This is a genomic window from Pseudomonas sp. NPDC089422 (assembly GCF_044749405.1).
Lineage (GTDB): Bacteria > Pseudomonadota > Gammaproteobacteria > Pseudomonadales > Pseudomonadaceae > Aquipseudomonas.
The window spans coordinates 388,107-409,993 of sequence record NZ_JBIVHW010000003.1 but is presented as its reverse complement, the minus strand read 5'-3'; the positions used below and the strand labels follow the sequence as shown (position 1 = coordinate 409,993).

The 21,887-nt window shown below is 64.1% G+C and carries 19 protein-coding genes; 7 read left to right on the top strand and 12 right to left on the bottom strand.

What is annotated here, in order from left to right:
* Position 1: 1 nt before the first annotated feature.
* Positions 2-559 carry a sugar ABC transporter ATPase gene (locus ACIPZ8_RS08025; protein ID WP_400721265.1) on the bottom strand — a complete coding sequence of 186 codons (558 nt, stop codon included), beginning with the start codon at positions 557-559 and terminating at the stop codon, positions 2-4.
* A 46-nt stretch (positions 560-605) separates the two neighbouring features.
* The gene (locus tag ACIPZ8_RS08020) at positions 606-1,361 is read right to left on the bottom strand and encodes a sulfite exporter TauE/SafE family protein (RefSeq protein ID WP_400721263.1); all 756 of its coding nucleotides are present in this window, start codon (positions 1,359-1,361) and stop codon (positions 606-608) included.
* 366 nt (positions 1,362-1,727) lie between these two features.
* Between ACIPZ8_RS08020 and xseA the strand changes: the two genes are divergently transcribed.
* From xseA to ACIPZ8_RS07990, 6 genes are all read left to right on the top strand, one after another.
* Positions 1,728-3,107, top strand: coding sequence for an exodeoxyribonuclease VII large subunit (gene xseA / locus ACIPZ8_RS08015; protein ID WP_400721260.1), 1,380 nt, complete (start codon positions 1,728-1,730; stop codon positions 3,105-3,107).
* Between the two features lie 3 nt (positions 3,108-3,110).
* The gene (locus ACIPZ8_RS08010; protein WP_400721257.1) at positions 3,111-3,938 is read left to right on the top strand and encodes a peptidoglycan DD-metalloendopeptidase family protein; all 828 of its coding nucleotides are present in this window, start codon (positions 3,111-3,113) and stop codon (positions 3,936-3,938) included.
* A 414-nt stretch (positions 3,939-4,352) separates the two neighbouring features.
* Entirely contained in the window at positions 4,353-6,026 is a 1,674-nt protein-coding gene (gene leuA / locus ACIPZ8_RS08005; protein WP_400721254.1) for a 2-isopropylmalate synthase, read from the top strand.
* Between the two features lie 166 nt (positions 6,027-6,192).
* On the top strand, positions 6,193-7,131 hold the full coding sequence (locus tag ACIPZ8_RS08000; RefSeq protein WP_400721251.1) for a DUF6384 family protein: 939 nt from the start codon (positions 6,193-6,195) through the stop codon (positions 7,129-7,131).
* Between the two features lie 4 nt (positions 7,132-7,135).
* Entirely contained in the window at positions 7,136-8,533 is a 1,398-nt protein-coding gene (locus ACIPZ8_RS07995) for a hypothetical protein (RefSeq protein WP_400721248.1), read from the top strand.
* 45 nt (positions 8,534-8,578) lie between these two features.
* Entirely contained in the window at positions 8,579-9,721 is a 1,143-nt protein-coding gene (locus ACIPZ8_RS07990) for a merozoite surface protein 3b (protein ID WP_400721245.1), read from the top strand.
* A 61-nt stretch (positions 9,722-9,782) separates the two neighbouring features.
* Here ACIPZ8_RS07990 and ACIPZ8_RS07985 read toward each other — a convergent pair whose 3' ends face one another.
* Genes ACIPZ8_RS07985 through zwf form a run of 3 tightly spaced genes read right to left on the bottom strand, consistent with a single transcriptional unit; the run spans position 9,783 to position 12,650 of the window.
* Positions 9,783-10,463, bottom strand: a complete 681-nt coding sequence (locus ACIPZ8_RS07985) for a bifunctional 4-hydroxy-2-oxoglutarate aldolase/2-dehydro-3-deoxy-phosphogluconate aldolase (RefSeq protein ID WP_400721242.1) — start codon at positions 10,461-10,463, stop codon at positions 9,783-9,785.
* A gap of 17 nt (positions 10,464-10,480) precedes the next feature.
* Positions 10,481-11,194: a 6-phosphogluconolactonase gene (pgl, locus tag ACIPZ8_RS07980; RefSeq protein WP_400721239.1), complete on the bottom strand. Its 714-nt coding sequence runs from the start codon at positions 11,192-11,194 to the stop codon at positions 10,481-10,483.
* Positions 11,181-12,650, bottom strand: coding sequence for a glucose-6-phosphate dehydrogenase (gene zwf, locus ACIPZ8_RS07975; RefSeq protein WP_400721236.1), 1,470 nt, complete (start codon positions 12,648-12,650; stop codon positions 11,181-11,183). The genes pgl and zwf overlap by 14 nt, the downstream gene beginning before the upstream one ends.
* Positions 12,651-12,861: 211 nt before the next feature.
* Here zwf and hexR point away from each other — a divergent pair, with 211 nt between their 5' ends.
* Complete coding sequence (hexR, locus tag ACIPZ8_RS07970) at positions 12,862-13,725, top strand: DNA-binding transcriptional regulator HexR (RefSeq protein ID WP_177326722.1); 864 nt, start codon at positions 12,862-12,864, stop codon at positions 13,723-13,725.
* Here the strand turns inward: hexR and ACIPZ8_RS07965 are convergent.
* The 7 genes from ACIPZ8_RS07965 to ACIPZ8_RS07935 form a co-directional block, all read right to left on the bottom strand.
* Positions 13,718-14,572, bottom strand: coding sequence for a D-hexose-6-phosphate mutarotase (locus tag ACIPZ8_RS07965; RefSeq protein WP_085673486.1), 855 nt, complete (start codon positions 14,570-14,572; stop codon positions 13,718-13,720). The two genes, hexR and ACIPZ8_RS07965, sit on opposite strands and share 8 nt — an antisense overlap.
* A 117-nt stretch (positions 14,573-14,689) precedes the next feature.
* Positions 14,690-16,033 carry a carbohydrate porin gene (locus ACIPZ8_RS07960; RefSeq protein WP_400721233.1) on the bottom strand — a complete coding sequence of 448 codons (1,344 nt, stop codon included), beginning with the start codon at positions 16,031-16,033 and terminating at the stop codon, positions 14,690-14,692.
* Positions 16,034-16,074: 41 nt separating this feature from the next.
* Complete coding sequence (locus ACIPZ8_RS07955) at positions 16,075-17,229, bottom strand: ABC transporter ATP-binding protein (protein ID WP_400721230.1); 1,155 nt, start codon at positions 17,227-17,229, stop codon at positions 16,075-16,077.
* Between the two features lie 3 nt (positions 17,230-17,232).
* Positions 17,233-18,078: a carbohydrate ABC transporter permease gene (locus ACIPZ8_RS07950; RefSeq protein WP_400721227.1), complete on the bottom strand. Its 846-nt coding sequence runs from the start codon at positions 18,076-18,078 to the stop codon at positions 17,233-17,235.
* On the bottom strand, positions 18,071-18,979 hold the full coding sequence (locus ACIPZ8_RS07945) for a carbohydrate ABC transporter permease (RefSeq protein ID WP_400721224.1): 909 nt from the start codon (positions 18,977-18,979) through the stop codon (positions 18,071-18,073). Before ACIPZ8_RS07945 ends, ACIPZ8_RS07950 begins: the two co-directional genes overlap by 8 nt.
* A gap of 182 nt (positions 18,980-19,161) precedes the next feature.
* Positions 19,162-20,448 (bottom strand): ABC transporter substrate-binding protein, encoded by a 1,287-nt coding sequence (locus ACIPZ8_RS07940; protein ID WP_400721221.1) that lies wholly within the window; start codon positions 20,446-20,448, stop codon positions 19,162-19,164.
* Between the two features lie 104 nt (positions 20,449-20,552).
* A complete protein-coding gene (locus ACIPZ8_RS07935; protein WP_400721219.1) occupies positions 20,553-21,803 on the bottom strand; it encodes an AGE family epimerase/isomerase in 1,251 nt (416 codons plus the stop codon).
* Between the last annotated feature and the right edge of the window lie 84 nt (positions 21,804-21,887).

The window sequence follows — 21,887 nt, the reverse complement described above, 5'->3', positions numbered from 1 at the left end:
GTCAGCGTGATGGCAGTTTTACCTGCACCACTGCCACTGGCTGGTCGAGCCAGTCGGCAAAGCTGTCGAGAAAGGCCTGGGTGAACCCGGCCTCGCCCCAGTTGTTGAAGATGAACCCAAGGTTGGAAAAGGCACATGGCTGCAGGTAAATGAAGCCATTGATGTCGTCCTCATGGCCGCACAGCGGGCAGGTGAAGTTGTCGCTCACCGCCGGCATCCACTCTTCCAGGCTCTCGAACAGCGGCTCGCCGACCTCACGCCGGCATTCCGGGCAGCCGGCCTCCTCGAGGAACCCCTCGGTCGGGGTATAGATGCAACGCTTGAGCATCACTTCCAGGCCATTGACCTGCTCGCCGAACGGCAGCTTTTCAGGGTGCAGGGCGACCTTGCGCGCGCCCTCGGCCAAGGCGTGCCCCATGCGGTTGCCGGTGCGCCCGCAAGTGGTCAGTTGTTCTTCGACGATCTTCTCGCGCACCAGCCAGCGCAGGATGGCCCGCGAACGGGCTTCATGCGAAGGCACGGTGGACAGTTTGGGGACGATGATGCTCTGGGTGTTCATGAACGAAGCGGGCCTGCGGACTGCGGTAATCCTGCAATTCTACAGCTCAGCCGCTCAGGTAGCGACCGATCAGCGCCAGGCCGCTGGCCAGCACCAGCCAGGTGACCAGGCGCACGAAGGCTTCGCGGGAGAGCTTGAGGGTCAGTCGGCGGCCCACCCAGAGACCGATGAACATCACCGGCAGCAGGCAGGCGGCGAGCAGCAACAGGCGGGTATCGGCATACACGCCGGCCAGCAGGAACAGCGACAGGCGCACGAGGGTGCTGCAGCTGATCAACGCGCTCTGGGTCGCGCGCACCTGCTCCTTCACTTCAAGGCGCGCGCTCAGGTAGATCGCATAAAGGAAACCGCCGCTGCCGAACAACGCACCGAACAACCCGCCAACCGTGCCCATGGGCACCGCCCAGAGGCCGGACAACCTGGCCGGGCGCACCTTCACCGCCAGGCCGTAGACCGCATAGGCGGTGACGAACAGGCCCATCAGCAGCAACAGCAGCTCGGACTTCAGGTGCAGCAGGAACACCACGCCCAGGGTGCAGCCCACGGCCATGCAGGGCAACAGCCGCAGCAGCTCGCCGCGCACCACGTCGCGACGTGACGGCAACAGGTTGCCGAAGGCGGCGACGAAGTCCAGCAGCACCAGCAACGGGATGATCCGCGACAGGGGCATGAAGTGGATCAGCACCGGGCCGGCCACCAAAGCTGTGCCGAAGCCAGCGATGCCGAAGACGATGTAGGCGGCGGCGATGGCGAGCAGGATAGGGAGCCATTCGTAGGGTGTGAGAGAGAGTTGGGGGAGCATCGTGCTGGAGTCCTGAGTGTCCTTGGGGTAATCGTCGCGAGGTTGTGGGGCGGCGGACAGGTGCATGCCTTGCAAGTTATAGCGCCTGTGAGATCGAGCGCCGCCCGCGCGGCGCATCGCAGGCAAGCCTGCTCCTACATCTGTTTCGGGCCAGTATCTCCTGCATCCATGGCGCGCGCCCCTTGTTTGTACGACGCAATATTGAATCATGCGGCAAGGGTACGCGCGCCAATGGCACAGGCTTTATTGGCCCGAAGCAAAAGTAGGAGCAGGCTTGCCTGCGATGCGCCGCGCGGGCGGCGCTCGATCTCACAGGCGCTACAAAACCCAAGACATGCACTCGCACAGCCCCGTATCATGCCCGCCATGATCAGAGACCCTTTCGAACGACTCGGCCTGGACCGCGAGGTCCTCACCGTCAGCCAGCTCAACGGCCGCGCCCGCGTTCTGCTGGAAGACGTGTTCCGTAGCGTCTGGGTGGAAGGCGAGATATCCAACCTCGCCCGCCCGGCCTCCGGCCACATGTACTTCACCCTCAAGGACAGCGGCGCCCAGGTGCGTTGCGCACTGTTCCGGCAGAACGCCACCCGCGTGCGCCAGGCCCTGCGTGACGGCCTGGCGGTGCGCGTGCGCGGCAAGGTCTCGCTGTTCGAAGGGCGTGGCGACTACCAGCTGATCCTCGACACGGTCGAACCGGCCGGTGATGGCGCCCTGCGCCTGGCCTTCGAGGCGCTGAAGGAGAAGCTCGGCGCCGAAGGGCTGTTCAGTGCCGAGCGCAAGAAACCGCTGCCGGCCCATCCGCAACGCATCGGCATCATCACCTCGCCCACTGGCGCGGTGATCCGCGACATCATCAGCGTGTTCGGCCGCCGGGCACCGCAGGTCGAGCTGAACCTGATCCCCACCGCCGTGCAGGGCCGCGAGGCGATCAACCAGATCGTCCGCGCCTTGCAACAGGCTGACCGGCTGGGCTTCGACGCGCTGATCCTGGCCCGGGGTGGTGGCTCGCTGGAAGACCTCTGGTGCTTCAACGAAGAAGCCGTGGCGCGCGCCGTGGCCGCTTGCGTGACGCCAATCGTCAGCGCCGTCGGCCACGAGACCGATGTGTCGATCAGCGACTTCGTCGCTGACGTGCGCGCGCCCACGCCTTCGGCGGCTGCCGAACTGCTGGCTCCCGACAACAGTGGCCTGCAACAGCGCCTCGACGGCCTGCAGCGGCGCCTGCTGCTGCGCATGCAGAACCGCCTGACCCACGACCGCCTGCGCCTGGATTCGCTGACCCGGCGCCTGCGCCATCCCGGCGAACGCCTGCGCCAGCAGGCGCAGCGCCTGGATGACCTGGACATGCGCCTGCGCCGAGCCTTCCTGCTCAACCTCAACCAGCGTCGCGAGCGCCTGGCGCGCCTCGATACGCGCCTGGCCGCGCAGCACCCTGGGCGCACGCTGAAGCTGCTCGGGCAGCGCCTGGACAGCCTCGCCGAACGCCTGCCACGGGCCATGCGCGAGGTGCTCAAGGACCGCCGCCAGCGCTTCCAGGCACAACTGCAGACGCTGCAGGTGGTCAGCCCGCTGGCGACCCTGGCGCGCGGCTACAGCATCCTCCTCGACGAGCAGGGCCAGGCCATTCGCAGTGCCGAGCAGACCCGCAATGGCCAGCGCCTGACCGCGCGCCTGAACGAAGGCGAGCTGCTGGTCCGCGTCGAAGACAATCACCTGACCCCGGTCACCCTCTCTTTACTGGACTGACACATGCCCCGCCTGTTCGCGCCCCTGCTCGCCCTCTCCCTCATGCTGCTGGCCGCAGGCGCCCAGGCCAGCTACATCACCCGCACCCTGAACAAGCCGGTGCCGGGTGGTGTAGCCGTGGTCGACCTCGGTCCGGCGACCACGGCGCCGAGCGCGCGCTTCGAGGGCAAGCCGGTACTGGTGGTCAAGGAGCAGGACAACTGGCTGGCCATCGTCGGCATCCCGCTGACCCAGAAGCCTGGCCCCGCCGTGCTGACCCAGGGCAGCCGCAGCCTGCCTTTCAGCGTTGGCAGCAAGAAGTACCCCGAGCAGCACATCACCTTGAAGAACACCCGCCAGGTCAACCCGAACCCGGACGACCTCAAGCGCATCGACCGCGAACTGGCCGAGCAGATCAAGGCGTATCGCAGTTTCAGCCCGGCGCTGCCGAGCAACCTGATCCTCGACAAACCCGTCAGCGGGCCGTTGTCGAGCAAGTTCGGCGTGCGTCGCTTCTTCAATGGCGAGGAGCGCAACCCGCATGCCGGGCTGGACTTTGCAGTGCCGGCCGGTACGCCGATCAAGACCCCGGCCAACGGCAAGGTGATCCTGGTGGGTGACTACTTCTTCAATGGCCGTACGGTGTTCGTCGACCATGGGCAGGGATTCATCAGCATGTTCTGCCATATGTCGAAGATCGATGTGCAGGTTGGCCAGCAGCTGCGCCGCGGCGATGTGGTCGGGCGCGTGGGTTCGACCGGGCGGGCCACCGGGCCGCACATGCACTGGAATGTCAGCCTGAACGATGCGCGGGTGGATCCGGCGATCTTCATTGGCGCGTTCCAGCCCTGAAATCGGCGGTGCCTGCTTCGCGGGTAAACCCGCTCCTACAGGGACCGTGAAACCCTGTAGGAGCGGGTTTACCCGCGAAGGGGCCAGCACAGCCAACATCACTTCCACTGTGTTGCGCCATCGAAAAATACTGGGCAATGAATACAAAACAAAAACCAGATATCAGCCATAAAATCTCGCAATCTGGCTTTTTTTAAGCATTCCTCTCAATTTTTTTCGAACGCTTGCCATCCCCCAGCCCACTGGTTAGGGTTGAGTGCATGAAAACCTTCAGCACCCTCATCCTGCTCCGACAACATCGCAGCCTCTGCCTGGTCAGCGCCCGACTACCAGGCTGATTCGCGTCGCCTCGCCTTTTCATCTCGTTACAGCTCGGCAGGCCCGATCTCGGCCGCACACAAAAGGATTGCTTCCATGACCATGCTCAAAGACCCATCGAAGAAATACCGCGCTTTCCCGACCATCGACCTGCCTGACCGTACCTGGCCGTCGAAGACCATCACCGCGGCGCCGATCTGGTGCAGTTCCGACCTGCGTGATGGCAACCAGTCGCTGATCGAGCCGATGGACTCGGAGAAGAAGCTGCGCTTCTGGAAGACCTTGGTGCAGGTTGGCGTGAAGGAAATCGAAGCCTCGTTCCCGTCGGCCTCGCAGACCGACTTCGACTTCGTGCGCATGCTGATCGAAGACGGCCACATCCCGGACGACACCACCATCCAGGTGCTCACCCAGGCCCGTGAAGACCTGATCGCCCGTACCTTCGAGTCTCTGCGCGGCGCGAAGAAGGCCATTGTCCACCTGTACAACGCCACCAGCCCGTCGTTCCGCCGTATTGTCTTCAACCAGGACAAGCAAGGCGTGAAGGACATCGCGGTGAACGCGGCCAAGCTGTTCGTCAAATATGCCGCCCAGCAGCCAGAAACCCAGTGGACCTTCCAGTACTCGCCAGAAACCTTCAGCGCCACCGAAATGGAATTCGCCAAGGAAGTCTGTGACGCGGTCATCGAGGTGTGGAACCCGACCCCCGAGCACAAGATCATCCTCAACCTGCCGGCCACCGTGGAAGTGTCCACGCCGAACATCTACGCCGACCAGATCGAGTGGTTCTGCCGCAATGTCAGCCGTCGCGACAGCGTGATCATCAGCCTGCACTGCCACAACGACCGTGGCACCGGCATCGCCGCCACCGAGCTGGGCCTGATGGCCGGCGCCGACCGCGCCGAAGGCTGCCTGTTCGGCAATGGCGAACGCACCGGCAACGTCGACCTGGTGACCCTGGCGCTGAACCTCTACACCCAGGGCATCGACCCGCTGCTGGACTTCTCCGACATCGACGGCGTGCGCAAGGTGGTCGAAGAGTGCAACCAGCTGCCGGTGCACCCACGTCACCCGTATGTCGGCGACCTGGTCCACACCGCGTTCTCCGGCTCGCACCAGGACGCCATCCGCAAGGGCTTCGCCAAGCAGCAAGAAGGCGAGCTGTGGGAAGTGCCGTACCTGCCGATCGACCCGGCCGATATCGGCCGCAGCTACGAGGCAGTGATCCGGGTCAACAGCCAGTCGGGCAAAGGCGGCATCACCTACCTGCTCGAGCAGGAATACGGCATCAGCCTGCCACGCCGCATGCAGATCGAGTTCAGCCAGGTGGTGCAGGGTGAAACCGACCGCCTGGGCCTGGAAATGACCGCCCAGCAGATCTACAGCCTGCTGCACAAGGAATACCTCCAGGCCAACGCCCCGTATGCGCTGGTCAGCCACCGCCTGCAGGAAGAAAACGGCAACAGCGCCGTGGAAGTGGAAGTCGCCGGTGAAGGCGAAACCACCCTGCACTGGCGCGGCAAGGGCAATGGCGCCCTGGAAGCCCTGGTCGCCGGCCTGCCGGTATCGGTGGAGATCATGGACTACAACGAGCACGCCATCGGTGCCGGCACCAATGCCAAGGCCGCAGCCTACATCGAACTGCGCGTGGCCGGTGGCCGTCCGGTGCATGGTGTGGGTATCGATGAGAACATCACCACTGCCAGCTTCAAAGCCCTGTTCAGCGCACTGAACCGCTCGCTGAGCCAACAGGAAGCCAAGGCCGCATAAGCAGCCCGCGGCAAACCAGGCCCGCATCCTCGATGCGGGCTTTTTTTTGCCTGTTTGCCAGCGACCAGCGGCTAGCCACTATTGTGCCTTGCGGTTTGGGTATACTGCGCCAGCCCTCTTCAACTCATGCAAGGAGCACCATGAGCCGCCGTCAGGAATGCAACCGATGAGCGTCCCGCTGAGCGAACAGATCGGGGCCATGGGCCTTGTCGACCAGCTGCGTCATCGCGAGATGGAAATCCAGGAACACCTGGACCTGCCCCGGCGTCGCGCCGAAGTGGCCGAGCGCATCCGCAGCTATTACCAGAACAATGGCATCGCCTTCGATGACCCAACGATCGAAGAAGGCGTGCGCCTGTTCTTCTCGCGCCGCCTGGTGTTCGAGGCCCCCACGCTGAACCTGGCCCAGCGTCTGCTGGTACGCCTGAACATGGCCCGCGGCACGCTGCTGAAGGTCACTGCCATCGGCGCCGTGGCGCTGGCCCTGCTGCTGGGCCTGAACTGGTCCGAGAACATCCGCGCGCAAAGAGATGCCGCGCAGTTGGCAACGCACAGCCAGGCCTTGCAGCAACGGCAACAGCAGATGCTTGAGCGCCTGAAGGCAGTGACACTGCCCGAAGCGGATCGCCAGGCACTGATGGCCTGGGCCGTTCAGGCCGGGAAGGATATCGCCAGCCAAAAGCTGAAAGCGGCAGAAAACACGCTCGGAGTGCTGGATGACTACCTGGACTATGCCGCCGAGCCCCTGACCCTCTCACTGGTCGACCGCCCCGGCGTCAAATCCGGCGTGGAGCGCTGCTACGAAGCGGCCGGCTGCAGCCCGGACAGCCTGCGTGGCAAGAGCTGGTACCTGATCGTCGAGGCCCTGGACGCCACTGGTGAACCGACCCAGGTGCCAGTGACCAGCATCGAGGACGGCAAGACCCGCTGGGCCGACCAGTTCGGCGTGCGGGTCAGCCATGACGAGTACCAGAAGCTGCGCCAGGACAAGCTCGACGATGGCCACATCAGCCAACGGGTCATCGGCGACAAGCCCGCCAACACCCTGGCCCTACGCTTTACCCAGCGCACCAGCTCAAACCCTGACATGATCTTGCAATGGTGACGCCATGACCCCGACCGCTCTCGCCAAAGCACTTGAGAAGAACTCGCGCAAGGCCGAAAACCACCTGCGCCAGGCCGAGCAGGCCTTGTATGCCGAGGCCGACCAGGAAACCCGGCTCGAACACCTGATCGCGTCGAAACTGAGCGAAATCGCCGGCCTGCAACTGGAAGCCAACCCCGCGCAGGACCAACACACCCGACACCTGCTCGAACAGCGTGAACTGGCGCGTGCGGCGCTCGACCAGCAACTCGAACAGGTCGAACGGTCCATCGCCAGCAGCCTGGCGCAGCAGCAGGCGATACGCCAGGAACTCGGCCAACTGGATGCCAAGGCCCAGGCCTTGCTGGAGCAGGACCCGGCACATCGTCTTCTGCTCGAGCAGCTGGACGCCGCCGACCTGGCCGAACGGCAAGCCCAGGCCGGCTACACGGAAATCCGTGACGAATGCGCCAGCAAGCTGCAAGGCTACGCCACCCACCCCCTCTACGGCTTCCTCAAGGCGCGCCAGTACGGTACCGAGCAGTACCGCCCCAAGCTTTTCCAGCGTGCGCTGGACGACTACCTGGCACGCAAGGTGGACTTTCGCGTCAACCACGCCAACGAGCAGATCCTGCTGGCCATGCAGGCCCGCAACGAGAACCTCGCCCAGTCCCTCGGCGAGGCGCGGCAGCAGTTGCAGGCACAACACCAGCAGCAACTGGACAAGGCGCGCGAGAGCCTCGGCATGCAGGCGTCGATGAGCCAGGAGCAAGACCTCGACACGTTGCTTGGCGAGGCCAAGGCCCAGGCCAGCGCGCTGCACGCGCAGCTGGCAGCCTTCAACGAGCAGCGTGACCCGCACCTGCAGCAACTGCGCCAGGCGATCGCCGAGCGACTCAAGGAGCGGCCACTGGCCGAACTGATCGTCGAGGCGGCCAAGACCCCAGACCAGCGTGACGATGTGCTGGTCGGCGATCTGCAACTGCTGCACGCTCGCCTGCGCGAACTGCAGCAGCGCCTGACGGCCGTGCGCGACGAGGCCGCCCGCCAGCGCCGCCTCTACGAACGCGCCAAGACCCTCGAGTACGCACTGCGTGACGACCATTACCGCGATCCGAGCAACGAATACGAGTTGCCCCAGCCGATCGAGCAGGTGCTGGCGGGCTACATGCAAGGCCAGTTCGACACCTACGCCGTGCAGAAGCTCCTCGACGAAAACCGCCAGTACGTGCCGCTGCACCGTCGTGGCGATGCCAGGAACCACCAGTGGGGTACCGCCTCGACCTACACCTCGGGCGGCTTTGCCGGTTCGCGCAGCTCGTCTGGCGGTACCTTCCAAACTTCCAGCAGTTCAGGTGGCGGGGGTTTCAAAACCACCCAGAGTTCAGGCGGCGGCGGCTTCCGCACTACCGACAGTTTCTGACGCACTCCCCAGCCACCCCAGACAATCACTCAGGCAAGGACACCCATGAGCCAATACCTCCAACGCGCCCTCGATGGCCTGCGCCAACTCGGTATCTCCTTCAGCCAGCCGACCCAACCAGCCCCGGTGCTGGTACTGCTGGACAAGGTTGCGCACTACGACGAACAGCGCATCACCGGCATTGCCGCGGTGCTGCAACAAGCAACCCTGTTCAACCAGACCGTGCGCGAACAGATCGCCGGCATGGACATCTCGCACCGCTACATGAACATCACCGACAGCTTCACCTCGATTCGCGAGGATGCTGCTGCGATGGCCTCATGGATGGACGACGGGCGCCTGGACACCGTCGAACGCCTCAAGATGGCCTGGATGAACATGCGCCGCGGCTCGATCCCCAGCCGTTTCGAGGACATCCGCAAGCACTACCTGGACGTGTGCGAAGCCGCCAGTGACCAGATCACCCGGGAAGGCCTGATCCTCGAGTCGTACATGGACTTCCGCCTGGCCATGAAGAATGCCGAGGTCGACGCCCAGCAGGTGCTGACCCTCGCCGGGCAGTCGCTGCAGCAGCGCACCCAGGCCCTGGATGCCGCCAACGCTGCCGTGGCCGCCGCCGAAGGGCAGGACGCGGCCCAGCGCGCAGCCCTGGAACTGGCCCGCGACGAGGCGATACGCGCCCTGCAGAATGAAGACAAGAGCTACCAGATCGTCAAGGACATCGCCGACGACCTGCGGGTCGGCTACAACACCGCCGAAATGGTGTTCGCCCGCATCAGCCAGGTGCACGTGGTCAAGGAGCGCCAGTACCAGCGCATGATCTCGTTCTTCTCCACCAACGAAGTGGTGCTCACCAGCCTGGCCGTGTCGTTCACCGCCAACCAGGGCATGGCCGAGGCCACCCACACCCTCAACGCCACCACTGACGGCATCAACAAAGGCCTCGAGGCCTTGGGCGAGCTGGGCAACAAGCAGCTCGGCGCAGCAATGAAAGCCAGCTATGGCTCAACCCTGCGGGTCGAATCGGTGCGTGCGCTGGCCCAGGCCACCCTGGACTTCCAGAACGACATGAAAGGCCTGACCGAGACCTACCGTGCCGAGTCGACCAAGGCCGCGCAGGACATCGCCAATGCCGTCGAAGACGCCAAGCGCGCCTTCTCCAACCTGCTGACCAAGGCGGCCCAGTAAAGCAAGGCAAAAAAAAGGGCGCCGACCAAGCGCCCCATAAGCCGTAAAGCACACAACAGATTCAGTTGGCGTCCAGCAGCGCCATCGCCTCGGCGCTGCACGCCTCGATCCGCGCCCAGTCACCGTTCTTGATCCAGCTGCTGTCGAGCATCCAGGTGCCGCCCACGCACATCACGTTGGGCAGCGCAATGTAGTTGCGCACGTTGGCCGGGTTCACGCCGCCAGTCGGGCAGAAGCGAATGTCGCCGAACGGGCCGGCAAAGGCCTTGATCGCGGCCACGCCGCCGCTGATTTCCGCCGGGAACAACTTGAAGCGACGGTAGCCCAGGGCATAGCCCATCATGATTTCGGACGGCGTGCTGATGCCAGGCAGCAGCGGGATCTCGCTGTCGACGCCGGCTTCGAGGATGTCCTGGGTGATGCCCGGCGTGACGACGAACTGCGCGCCAGCGGCTTCCACCGCTGCGAACATGCTGCGGTCGAGCACGGTGCCAGCGCCGACACACAGCTCTGGACGCTGCTCACGCAGCACCTGGATGGCCTTCAGGCCATGCTGCGAACGCAAGGTCACTTCCAGGGTGCGGATACCGCCAGCAGCCAGGGCGTCAGCCAATGGCAGGATGTCTTCCTCACGGGCGATGGTGATTACCGGCAGGATGCGCGCCTGTTTGCAGATGGCATCGATCCGGGCGGCTTTATCCGCCATCGAAAGCTTGGGCTGTGGGCGTTCAAGGGTGGTCATGACAGTGGATCCTTGGCTCATGGGCACCAGTAGATGTCCAGGGGGTCGTGAAGAAAGGCGCGAATCGGCATTTCGGAAAATTCGTTGCCCGCCAGCGCGGCGCGCAGGGTAGCGAGTTTGCCCGAGCCTTGCACGGACAGCGCGATGAATGCCGCGCCGGCCAGCAGAGAACGGGTCATCGACAGGCGCTGGTGCGGTACACTCGGGGCCAGCATCGGCAGGCAACGGCGCGGGCTGTTCAGGTCCAGGCCTTCGGCAAGGTTGGGGCTGCCTGGGAACAGCGAGGCGGTATGGCCATCGTCGCCCATGCCCAGCACCAGCACATCGATCAGCGGCAGCGCCGCCAGGGCCTGATCGGCGCTGTCTGCGGCCGTGTCGAGGCTTTCGGCCTGCTGATAGAGCCCGACGAAACGGGCCTTGCCGGCAGCGCCCTTGAGCAGGTGGCGGGCCAGCAATCCGGCATTGCTGTCGGCGTGCTCCACCGGCACCCAGCGCTCATCGGCCAGGCTGACGGTGACCTTGGCCCAGTCCAGCTGTTCGCCGGCCAGCGTCTCGAGGAACGGCACCGGGCTGCGACCGCCGGACAGCACCACGCAGGCCTGGCCCTTGGCAGCAATGGCTGCACGCAGGCGCTCGGCCACGTCATGGGCCAGGGTTGCGGCCAGTGCCCTGGCATCCGCCAGGTCGTGCACCTGCACGGCTGCTGGCAGCTTCAATTCAGATATCGCCATACCACGCCCTCCCATCACGCGTGATCAATGCAATCGAACTCATCGGCCCCCACGACCCCGCCGCGTATGGCTTGGGCGCATCGCCCGCGTTACGCCAACCGGCGATCAACTGGTCACACCACTTCCAGGCATACTCGATCTCGTCCTTGCGCACGAACAGGTTCTGGTTGCCACGCATCACTTCGAGCAGCAAGCGCTCGTAGGCATCCGGAATCCGCGCGCTGCGCCAGGTGTCGGAAAAATTCAGCTGCAGCGGGCCACTGCGCAGTTGCATGCCCTTGTCCAGGCCCTGCTCCTTGGTCATCACCCGCAAGGATATGCCTTCGTCCGGTTGCAGGCGGATGATCAGCTTGTTACCGATCTGCAAACGCTGTTCCGGGGCGAAGATGTAGTGCGGCGTCTCCTTGAAGTGGATGACGATCTGCGACAGCTTCTGCGGCATGCGCTTGCCGGTGCGCAGGTAGAACGGCACGCCCGACCAGCGCCAGTTGCGGATGTCGGCGCGCAGGGCGACAAAGGTTTCGGTGTCGCTCTGCGCGTTGGAATTGTCTTCTTCCAGATAACCAGGCACCGGCTTGCCGTCGCTGTAGCCGGCGATGTACTGACCGCGCACCACGCGGGTGCTCAAGCCTTCGCCGGTGATCGGTGCCAGCGCCTTGAGCACCTTGACCTTCTCGTCACGGATGCTGTCGGCCGACAGCTCGCTGGGCGGGTCCATGGCAATCAGGCAGAGCAGTTGCAACAGGTGATTCTGGATCATGTCGCGCAGCTGGCCGGCCTTGTCGAAGTAGCCCCAGCGGCCCTCGATGCCGACCTTCTCCGCCACGGTGATCTCCACGTGGGAGATGGAATTCTGGTTCCACTGGGTTTCGAACAGGCTGTTGGCAAAACGCAGGGCAATCAGGTTCTGCACCGTTTCCTTGCCCAGGTAATGGTCGATGCGATAGACCCGGCTTTCCGGGAAGAAACGCGCCACGGCATCGTTGACCCGTCGCGACGACTCCAGGTCATGGCCGATGGGTTTTTCCAGCACCACCCGGGTGCGGGCGGCCAGGCCAGCCTTGTCGAGGTTCTCGCAGATGGCGCCGTAGACGGCCGCCGCCGTGGCGAAGTAGGCGATCAGCGGCTGCTCGGCGCTCAGCTGTTCGGCCAGGGCCTGGTAGCCCTCGGGCTGCAGGAAGTCCAGGTGCTGGTAACGCAGGCGACCCAGGAAACGCCCCAACGCGGCGGGCTCGATTTCAGCCTCGGCCACATGCCGGCGCAGGTGCGTTTCGATGGTATTCAGGTGATCCTCGGCGCTGCCGGCCTCGCGGGCCAGCGCCAGCAGGCGGGTGTCCGCGTGCAGGAGGTTGGCACGGTCGAGCTGGTAGAGCGCAGGAAACAGCTTGCGCAGTGCCAGGTCGCCAAGGGCGCCAAACAGGGCAAATGTGCAAGGTTCGACACTGATCGCAGCCATGATGTTGGTTCTTTCCTAAAGTTGGTCTAGGAATACCGCTTTCACACACGGTTTTCAAGGGATAATGTAGTAAAAACCACAACATTACACACAAGCATTACAGACAAGTGGTACGCCAATCGCACCGACAGTACGATAGACGACCGTGCAAAAAGCCTGCTGCTCCCACAGCCGGCTGTCTTCTCGACCCAAGGACACACCCATGGACCGCGTGCGAAACCTCCTGGAACAGATCCAGGGACGCCTCGACGAGCTGAACAAGGCCGAACGCAAAGTCGCCGAAGTCATCCTGCTCAACCCGCAACAAGCCACCCGCTTCAGCATCGCCGCGCTGGCCCAGGCGGCCAAGGTCAGCGAACCGACCGTCAACCGCTTCTGCCGCTCGTTCGGCGTCAGCGGCTACCCGGAACTCAAGCTGCAACTGGCGCAAAGCCTGGCCAGCGGCGCCGCGTATGTCAGCCGTGCGGTGGAAGCCGACGACGACCCGGCAGCCTACACCCAGAAGATCTTCGGCAGTGCCATCGCCTCGCTCGACAGCGCCTGCCAGCAACTGGACCCGCAACAGGTCAGCCGCGCCGTGGACATGATGATCCAGGCCCGGCAGATCCACTTCTTCGGCCTCGGCGCCTCGGCGCCGGTGGCCCTCGATGCCCAGCACAAGTTCTTCCGCTTCAACCTCGCGGTATCGGCCCATGCCGACGTGCTGATGCAGCGCATGCTCGCCTCGGTGGCGCACACCGGCGACCTGTTCGTGATCATTTCCTACACCGGGCGCACCCGCGAGCTGGTCGAAGTAGCACGCCTGGCCCGGGAAAACGGCGCTTCGGTGCTCGGCCTGACCGCTGCCGGCTCGCCGTTGGCCCAGGCCTGCAGCCTGAGCCTGCACATCCCGCTGCCGGAGGACACCGACATCTACATGCCGATGACCTCGCGAATCATCCAGCTGACCGTGCTCGACGTGCTGGCCACCGGCATGACCCTGCGCCGCGGCGTGGACTTCCAGCCGCACCTGCGCAAGATCAAGGAAAGCCTCAATGCCAGCCGCTACCCGATCGAGGACGACGAGCTCAACTGAGCCGGTGCGCCTGCAACCGCAGATGCGCGCGCTGCCCCGGCGCCAGGCTCAGGCCCTCGCCACTGCCACTGGCTGCCTCGACGCAGACGAAACCCTGGCATTCACGGCCGCTGACGCCCATCAGCGGCCGATTGCCCGGGTGCCAGACCACGGTATCGTCGCTGTCGCCGGTGTCGATGCACAGCTCCCGCTCCCAGGCCGGGTCCTGCAACTGCACCCGTGGCGTGCCGGGGTAGACCTTCTGGCAGCCACCCTTGAGCTTGAGCGCGCCGTCTTCACGGCAGGCCTGGCGGCTCAGGCGGTCATAGCCTTCGATGTCCTCGAGCCCGGACAGCGCTATCTCGGACACGTCACTGATACGCCAGTAGGCCAGCAGCGCATGGCTCAGCTGGCAAGGTTCGCTGTCCTGGTGCTCGGTGCTCAGGCTCAATTCCATGCGGCTGCCGAGCCTGGCGTGCAGGTCTACCTGCCAGTCGCACAGGTCCAGCCGCCACTTCAGGCTGACGCCCTCCTCGTCCTCGCGGCTGTCCACCAGCTTCCAGTCCAGCAAGCGCGCCCAGCCATGGGCCGGCCACAGGTCTTCACTGGGATGGCGGCCATACCAGGGCCAGCACACCGGCACACCACCGCGAATGGCGCCCACTTGCGGCCATTGCTCGGCGCACCACAACCAGGGCCGTTCACCGGCTGGCTGGAAGTGCAGCAGTTGCGCGCCCTGGCGGCTGAACACCGCCTGGCAACGGGGATGGTCGATGATCAGCACATCGCGCTGCTGGTAACGCTCCCACTCGAATGTCGGCCGGGGCCGCTGCGAGGAAAAGAAGCGATGTAGCGGATGTTCGGGCATGGTTCCAAGCTCTTGTTGTTTGAGATAGCGCTGTCTCGGCCTGTCCCCGACAACCACTGCAAGCCAGTGGGTGCCGGGAGCCAAATTTGGATTGGCGTAAATTTACAACAAGTTCGCTTAGAAAGACGACTGAATCTTCAATCCTGCGACCAGCGCATTGTCGACTTCGTCCACACCGCCCGGGCTCTTGATGTACTGCAGGTTGGGCCGCACGGTCAGCCAGTTGGTGACATGGAAGCCGTAATAGAGCTCGGCGTTGTACTCGGTGCGCTGCAGCGGCACGAAGCCCGGGTTGTCGTAGTCGTCGATGCCGCTCTGGGCATTGAGCAACTCGGCGCGCTTCTTCACGTCATCGTTGACGTGGATGCGCGCTACGCCAAAGCCGATGTCATCCTTGGGCCGGGCATCGAAGGCGCCTTTGTAGACCAGGCCGACCTGCTGGTAGTTGTCCACCACGTTGGTGGCCTTGTCGTGCACGGTGAAGTTGGCGAACAGGCTCAGGCCGCGATTGATGTCGCCGCCATGGGCAGTGACCTGCTGCTGCGCCACGACCCACCAGCCGTGCTTGCTCGAGTGTGACTTGAAGTCCTGGCCGGTGAGCGCCTGCGGGTTGCCGTTGACGTCCTCGAACACGTCATCGGCCTTGGCCGTGCTGTAGTAGTAGCCCAGGCGGTATTCACCCGGCAGGTCATTGACCTTGGGCGACCAGACCATCTCCACCGGCAGGATTGCACCTTTTGTGCCGCTGCCACTGAGCTTGAAGCCGTTGCCGGTCTCCAGGTTCGACGGGTTCTGCTCGTAGGCGCCGACTTGCACGAAGAATTCCGGGGTGATGTTGTACTTGACCCGCAGTGCCCACTGGCTGACCGGCCAGTTGTACCAGATGCCACCGACCCAGTTGCCCACCTGCGAACCGCAGAAGGCCAGGTTCTGGAAGTCACAGGGGAAACTGTTGAAGTCCTCACCCTCACCGAAGCGGCCCACTTTCACGTCCAGCGCGCCGTCGAAGTACTTCTGCTTGACCCACATCTGCGTCAGGCGCCAGGTCTGACCGCGGCCCCACACCTCCTGCACCGAGCTGAACTGCCCGGCGCGCGGGTCGCTGATGCGATCGTTGGATAGGTTGCGGCCACTGCGTTCGGTGATCGCCAGCTTGAACTCGGCATCGTGCCAACCGAGGATCTTCTGCAGGTCCAGGTGCGCACCGAGCGCGAACTGGTCACTGTAGCGTGCGGTCTTGTCGTCGTTGTAGCCGCCATGCAGGTTACCGGCCACCTCGCCGACGTAGTCGAGGGTGAAGTCGTAGCCCTTGTCCAGCAGCTCGGTGCGGGTACCGCCCCAATCGCCGGTCATCCATTTCGACTCGCTGGAAAATGCCTCGGCAGCCTGCACGCCGCTGCTGCCAACCACGGCGAGCAGGGCCAGTGAACCCAAGGTCCTGATGCGATTACGCTGTTCCATCCCTTTGCGTCCTCTTTTTTCTTATTGATGGTGTAGACGAATTAGCGGCCCTTGAAGTGAGCCACATTGTCCTTTACCGCGGTATTGCTGCTGGCCAGGTGCAAACGTTCGCCGCTGTCGGCATCGAACAGCAGCACCCGTGCCGGGTCGAACTGCAGGTTCAGGCTGTCGCCGACCCGGCAGGCGATGTCCGGCGCCAGGCGGCAGCAGACCTTGGTCTGGTTGAGGGTGACGAACACCAGCAGATCCGGCCCGGTGGGCTCGGTCACCTGCACTTCGGCGCGGATACCGGGCAGGCCGTTGCCCTCGCCTGCGCCCAGGGCGATCTGCTCGGGGCGGATGCCGAGGATGATCTGGCGACCGTCGAGGTCATCGTTGGCCGGCCCCAACGGCAGCTCGCAGCGCGCCTGGCCGCTGTCGAGCACCGCCACCAGGCGCCCGTCCTGCCTGGCCAGGCGCACTGGAATGAAGTTCATCGGCGGCGAACCGATGAAACTGGCGACGAACTGGTTGGCCGGGTCGTTGTAGATCTGCTGTGGCGTGCCGAACTGCTGGATGATGCCGTCCTTCATCACCGCCACCTTGTCGCCCAGGGTCATGGCCTCGATCTGGTCGTGGGTGACATACACCGTGGTGGTCTTCAGGCGCTGGTGCATCAGTTTCATTTCAGTGCGCATCTCGACCCGCAGCTTGGCGTCGAGGTTGGACAGCGGCTCGTCGAACAGGTAGATCTTCGGCCGCCGCGCCAGCGCCCGGCCCATGGCCACACGCTGCTGCTGGCCACCGGACAGCTGCGCCGGCTTGCGTGCGAGCAGGTGCTCGATCTGCAGCAGCTTGGCCACCCGCGCCACTTCTTCGTCGATAGCCGACTGCGGCATCTTGCGGATCTTCAGGCCGAATTCGATGTTCTCGCGCACGCTCATGGTCGGGTACAGCGCGTAGGACTGGAACACCATGGCGATGTCGCGATCCTTGGGGCTCATGCCGCTGACGTCCTGGTCGTCGATGAGGATCGCGCCGCCGGTAATGTTCTCCAGGCCCGCGATGCAGTTCATCAGGGTCGACTTGCCGCAGCCCGAGGGGCCGACCAGGATCAGGAACTCACCATCCTTGATGGACAACTGGATGTCCTTGAGAGTGTCTGGCAGGCCGCTGCCGTAGGTCTTGTTCACATTGCGAAGTTCGAGCGTTGCCATGACTTACCCCTTGACCGCGCCGGCCGTGAGCCCGCGGACGAAATATTTGCCTGCCACCACGTAGACCAGCAGCGTTGGCAGGCCGGCGATCATCGCCGCCGCCATGTCGACGTTGTATTCCTTGGCCCCGGTGCTGGTGTTGACCAGGTTGTTCAGGGCCACGGTGATCGGTTGTGAATCACCGCTGGAGAACACCACGCCGAACAGGAAGTCGTTCCAGATCTGGGTGAACTGCCAGATCAGGCAGACCATGATGATCGGTGTCGACATCGGCAGGATGATGCGGCGGAAGATGGTGAAGAAACCGGCGCCGTCCAGGCGCGCGGCCTTGACCAGGGCATCGGGAATGCTTACGTAGAAGTTGCGGAAGAACAGCGTGGTGAACGCCAGGCCGTAGACCACGTGCACCAGCACCAGGCCGCTGGTGGTGCTGGCCAGGCCCAGCTTGCCGAGGGTGAACGAGGCCGGCAGCAGGACGGTCTGGAACGGCAGGAAGCAGCCGAACAGCAGCAGGCCGAAGAACAGCTGCGAACCGCGGAAGCGCCACATCGACAACACATAGCCATTCAGCGCACCGATGGTGGTGGAGATCAGCACCGCCGGCACGGTGATCATGATCGAGTTCCAGAAATAGCCACTGACCGTGCCCCAGGCCTTGACCCAGCCGATGCCGGTGATCACCGCGGGCCAGCTCAGCAGGTTGCCGGTGCTGATGTCTTCCGGGGACTTGAAGCTGGTCAGCAGCATCACCACCAGCGGCACCAGGTAGAGCAGCACGGCGATCAGCAGCACGGCGTGGATGGCAACTCGACTCAGGCTCAGCGTCGGTCTATCCGTTGGACTATGCATGGCGCTTGCTCCGCAGTTCCGAGTACAGGTACGGCACGAGGATCGCCAGGATCGCCCCAAGCATCAGGATGGCACTGGCCGAGCCCATGCCCATCTGGCCGCGGCTGAAGGTGAAGGCGTACATGAACATCGCCGGCAGGTCGGAGGAGTAGCCCGGGCCACCGGCCGTCATTGCAGCTACCAGGTCGAAGCTCTTGATGGCGATGTGCGCAAGGATCATCAGCGAACTGAAGAACACCGGGCGCAGGCTGGGCAGCACCACGGTCCAGTAGATGCATGGCAGGCTGGCGCCGTCGATCTGCGCGGCGCGAATGATCGACTGGTCGACCCCACGCAAGCCGGCGAGGAACATCGCCATGATGAAGCCCGAGGCCTGCCACACCGCGGCGATCACCAGGCAGTACACCACCCGGTCAGGGTCGATCAGCCAGTCCAGGCGAAAGCCCTCCCAGCCCCAGTCGCGCAGCAGCTTGTCCAGGCCCATGCCGGGGTTGAGCAGCCACTTCCAGGCGGTACCGGTGACGATCATCGACAGCGCCATGGGGTACAGGTAGATCGTACGAATGAAGCCTTCGCGGCGGATGCGCTGGTCCAGCAGCACGGCCAGCAGCACGCCGATGGCCAGGCTGATGGCGATGAACAGGCCACCGAACAGCATCAGGTTCTTGCTTGCCACCCACCAGCGGTCGTTGTCGAACAGCCGGGCGTACTGCGCCAGGCCCGCCCACTTGTAGGTCGGCAGGAAGGTCGAGGTGGTGAAGGAGAGGACGAAGGTCCACAGGATGTAGCCGTAGAAGCCCACCAGGACGATGAACATGCTCGGCGCCAGCACCAGTTTTGGTAGCCAGCGCTGCAGCGCGTCCAGGGGGGAGGCCCGCAGTTGGGCGGTTGCTGTTGTCATGGGTCACCTTTCAGGCACTGCCACACTGGCTGTAGGAGCGGCCTTGTGTCGCGAAAGGGCTGCACAGCAGCCCCCACGGACTCAAAACCATCACCTACCTGACAGATCGAGCGCACCGGATTGGGGCTGCTGTGCAGCCCTTTCGCGACACAAGGCCGCTCCTACAGAGATCGCGCCAGCCTTTACTTGGCTGCCTTGATCGCCGCCGCCAGCTTCTTCGCCGCATCGGCCGGGTCGGCCTTGGGGTCGTTGATGTAGTTGGTTACCACATCGAAGAATGCGCCCTGTACGGCCAGCGTGGTGGCCATGTTGTGCGCCATGCTCGGCTGCAGGCCGCCGCTCTTGGCGTCGGCGAGGAAGTCTTTGGCGGAGGTCTGGGCGCAGGCGTCGAAGCCGTACTTGCCCATGTCGGCAAGCATGTCGTTGCGCACCGGGATCGAGCCCTTGTTGATGCTGAAGACCTTCTGGAAGTCCTCGCCCAACACCTTGCGGGCGATGTCCTGCTGCCCGGCGGCAGTGCCCTTGTCGTTCTGCTTGAACACCACCAGCGAGTCGATGTTGTACAGGAATGCCTTGTCAGTGCCGGGGAACGGTACGCACTGGTAATCCTTGCCGGCGGTCTTCTTCGCCAGGGTCCACTCGCTCTTGGCCCAGTCGCCCATGATCTGCATGCCGGCCTTGCCGTTGATGACCTTGGCCGCTTCGAGGTTCCAGTCCTGGCCCTTGCCGTCAGGGTCCATGTAGGTAGCGACTTTCTTGAGTTCGGCGAGCGACTTGACCATCTCGGGGCCGGTCAGGGCTTTTTCATCCAGATCGACCAACGCTTTCTTGTAACCTTCCACCCCCATCACCGCCAACACCACGCTCTCGAAGACCGTGCTGTCCTGCCAGGGCTGGCCGCCATGGGCGATCGGAATGAAACCGGCAGCCTTGAGCTTGTCGGCAGCGGCGTAGAATTGGTCGAGGGTGGTCGGCGCCTTGTCGATGCCGGCCTTCTTGAATACCTCAGGGTTGATCCACAACCAGTTGATGCGGTGGATGTTGACCGGTACCGCGACATAGTCACCGTCGTACTTCACGGTGTCGGCGACCTTCTTGTCGAGCAGCGAATCCCACTTCTCTTCCTTGGCGACGTCCTTGAGCACGTCGGCATCGAGCAGTCCGGTAGCGGCCCAGTCCTGGATGTCCGGCCCCTTGATCTGCGCGACGCCAGGTGGGTTGCCAGCCACTGCGCGGCTCTTGAGCACCGTCATGGCCGTGGCACCGCCGCCACCTGCGACAGCGCCGTCTTTCCAGGTGAAGCCATCTTTCTCGACCTGGGCCTTGAGCACATCCACTGCGGCTTTTTCACCACCGGAGGTCCACCAGTGCACCACCTCGACGCTGCCTTTGGATTCGGCGGCGCAGGCGCTGAGCGGCAGGAGCGAGGCGAGGGAGATCGCGGCGGCGAGGCGGAGCGTCGGATTCATCGGAGTACCTTTCTTGTTGTTATGCGGGGCAAGTCGGTCGCTTGCATTGCATGAAGTCTAATCAGCGCGGTCGCCCCGTCAGGTAACGAAGCGATGCGCGAATGTCATCGTTTGGTTACATAACCTGAAACAGCAGTTGCCAGGCTCGGCGCCAACGGCAGCCTCGGCACCAGTACTGCCTGATAGGCGTGATAGAGGTCCGGCTTGCCCGCCCAGATGGTTGCGGCCGGCCGGTTGCCCGGGTCGAGTTCGTGATGCCAGCTGCCGGCCACCCGGTCGATGAAATGGCCGTCGATGAAGCCCCAGAAGCAGCGGTACCAGCGCTCGTACTGCGCTTCGCCGGTACGCCGCAGCAGGGCTGCCGCACTGGCGCAAGCCTCGGCATGCACCCAGTGCAGGCGCTCGCGTACCACCGGGCGATTGTCCCAGTCCAGGGTGTAGACGATGCCTTCGTTGCCATCGACGTTCCAGGCATCGCGACAAGCGCTGTCGAACAGGCCACGGGCGCTGCTCAGCAACCAGCCCGGTGCAGGCAAGCCGGCCAGCTCGCGAGCGGCCTCCAGATGCAGCAGCAACCGCGCCCACTCGAAGGCATGGCCGGGCGTGGTGCCAAAAGGCCGGAAGTGGTCGGCGGGATCCTCGCGGTTGTAGTGCGGCAGTGGCTGCCAGTGCGCGTCGAAATGCTCGACGACCCGATAGTCGTTGGCGGCGGCATGGGTGTGGATGATGCGTTGGGCGATACGCAGGGCGCGATCGAGCCACAGCGTATCGCCGGTGACATCGGCCAGGGCCAGGAATGCCTCGGTGGCGTGCATGTTGCTGTTGGCGCCGCGATAGGCCTCGGCCTGCTGCCAGTCGCTGGAGAACGACTCGCGCAGGGCACCCTGTTCCTCGCTCCAGAACCGCGCTTCAAGGGTATGGATGGCATCCACCAGCAAGCCCTGGGCACCCACGACGCCGGCGACGGCTGCAGAGCTCGCGGCCAGCGCGACGAAGGCATGCAGGTAGCAGGCCTTGGTGGAGTCGCCCTGCCCTTGTGGTTGCGCGAACCAGCCGCCGTGACGGGTGTCGTGCAAGGCACCGCGCAAGGCGCTGACACCGTGCTCGACCAATGGCAGGCAGCCTGGCTCACCCTGCAGATGAGCCAGGGCGAAGCAGTGGGTCATGCGCGTGGTCTGCAGGGTTTCGCTGCCAGCAGCAGGCGGCAGGCAGCCTTGGGCATTGAGGCAGCCGAAACCGTCAGGCAACTGCGAAGCCTTGGCGAATGCCAGCAGGCGTTGCCCTTCGGCCTGCAGCCAGGCGGCATGTGCAGTTGAACCCAGCCAAGTGCCAGGTGCCAGTTCAGGGGTATTCATGGGCCAGCGCGTTCCTTGCGTATCGTCGGTGAAGTCTAGCCAGCCGTCCTGGCCGGGATGTCACGAAGGGGGTCGGTTGTGTCA

Excerpts from the sequence above, each read along its gene's own strand:
- ACIPZ8_RS07955 (WP_400721230.1), bottom strand. The coding sequence starts at position 17,229 with ATGGCAACGCTCGAACTTCGCAATGTGAACAAGACCTACGGCAGCGGC.
- ACIPZ8_RS07965 (WP_085673486.1), bottom strand. The coding sequence starts at position 14,572 with ATGCCCGAACATCCGCTACATCGCTTCTTTTCCTCGCAGCGGCCCCGG.
- ACIPZ8_RS08025 (WP_400721265.1), bottom strand. The coding sequence starts at position 559 with ATGAACACCCAGAGCATCATCGTCCCCAAACTGTCCACCGTGCCTTCG.
- ACIPZ8_RS07940 (WP_400721221.1), bottom strand. The coding sequence starts at position 20,448 with ATGAATCCGACGCTCCGCCTCGCCGCCGCGATCTCCCTCGCCTCGCTC.
- ACIPZ8_RS07960 (WP_400721233.1), bottom strand. The coding sequence starts at position 16,033 with ATGGAACAGCGTAATCGCATCAGGACCTTGGGTTCACTGGCCCTGCTC.
- zwf (WP_400721236.1), bottom strand. The coding sequence starts at position 12,650 with ATGGCTGCGATCAGTGTCGAACCTTGCACATTTGCCCTGTTTGGCGCC.
- ACIPZ8_RS07950 (WP_400721227.1), bottom strand. The coding sequence starts at position 18,078 with ATGCATAGTCCAACGGATAGACCGACGCTGAGCCTGAGTCGAGTTGCC.
- ACIPZ8_RS08010 (WP_400721257.1), top strand. The coding sequence starts at position 3,111 with ATGCCCCGCCTGTTCGCGCCCCTGCTCGCCCTCTCCCTCATGCTGCTG.
- leuA (WP_400721254.1), top strand. The coding sequence starts at position 4,353 with ATGACCATGCTCAAAGACCCATCGAAGAAATACCGCGCTTTCCCGACC.
- ACIPZ8_RS07995 (WP_400721248.1), top strand. The coding sequence starts at position 7,136 with ATGACCCCGACCGCTCTCGCCAAAGCACTTGAGAAGAACTCGCGCAAG.
- ACIPZ8_RS07935 (WP_400721219.1), bottom strand. The coding sequence starts at position 21,803 with ATGAATACCCCTGAACTGGCACCTGGCACTTGGCTGGGTTCAACTGCA.
- xseA (WP_400721260.1), top strand. The coding sequence starts at position 1,728 with ATGATCAGAGACCCTTTCGAACGACTCGGCCTGGACCGCGAGGTCCTC.
- ACIPZ8_RS08000 (WP_400721251.1), top strand. The coding sequence starts at position 6,193 with ATGAGCGTCCCGCTGAGCGAACAGATCGGGGCCATGGGCCTTGTCGAC.
- pgl (WP_400721239.1), bottom strand. The coding sequence starts at position 11,194 with ATGGCGATATCTGAATTGAAGCTGCCAGCAGCCGTGCAGGTGCACGAC.
- ACIPZ8_RS08020 (WP_400721263.1), bottom strand. The coding sequence starts at position 1,361 with ATGCTCCCCCAACTCTCTCTCACACCCTACGAATGGCTCCCTATCCTG.
- ACIPZ8_RS07985 (WP_400721242.1), bottom strand. The coding sequence starts at position 10,463 with ATGACCACCCTTGAACGCCCACAGCCCAAGCTTTCGATGGCGGATAAA.
- ACIPZ8_RS07990 (WP_400721245.1), top strand. The coding sequence starts at position 8,579 with ATGAGCCAATACCTCCAACGCGCCCTCGATGGCCTGCGCCAACTCGGT.
- ACIPZ8_RS07945 (WP_400721224.1), bottom strand. The coding sequence starts at position 18,979 with ATGACAACAGCAACCGCCCAACTGCGGGCCTCCCCCCTGGACGCGCTG.